This window comes from Pseudomonas subflava (genome assembly GCF_023823685.1).
GTDB lineage: Bacteria > Pseudomonadota > Gammaproteobacteria > Pseudomonadales > Pseudomonadaceae > Aquipseudomonas > Aquipseudomonas subflava.
Map to the genome: position 1 here is coordinate 1 of NZ_JAMXBF010000030.1, position 404 is coordinate 404.

1 protein-coding gene is annotated in these 404 nt (G+C 68.6%); it reads left to right on the plus strand.

The window, feature by feature from the left end; all coding sequences use genetic code 11:
- The coding region (locus NF616_RS21170; RefSeq protein ID WP_252275740.1) for a HAMP domain-containing protein at positions 1 to 404 on the plus strand (404 nt) is incomplete at both ends.

Genomic DNA, 404 nt, shown 5'->3' on the forward strand with positions numbered 1-404 from the left:
GAGTTCCGCGCCTCCGCCGTGGTCGCCACCCTCGTCGCGGTGATCGCCACCCTGCTCCTGCTGGGCATGCTGATCCGCGTGCTGATGCAGCCGCTGCTGCTGATGGGCAAGGCCATGCGCGACATCGCCCAGGGCGAGGGCGACCTGACCAAGCGCCTGAACGTGCAGAGCCGCGACGAGTTCGGCGAGCTGGCCAGCTCCTTCAACCAGTTCGTCGAGCGCATCCACGGCTCGATCCGCGAGGTGTCCTCGGCCACCCAGCAGCTCAACGAAGTGGCCAAGCTGGTGGTCAACGCCTCCAACTCGTCCATGGCCAACTCCGACGAGCAGGCCAGCCGCACCAACAGCGTGGCCGCGGCGATCAACGAGCTGGGCGCCGCCGCCCAGGAGATCGCACGCAACGC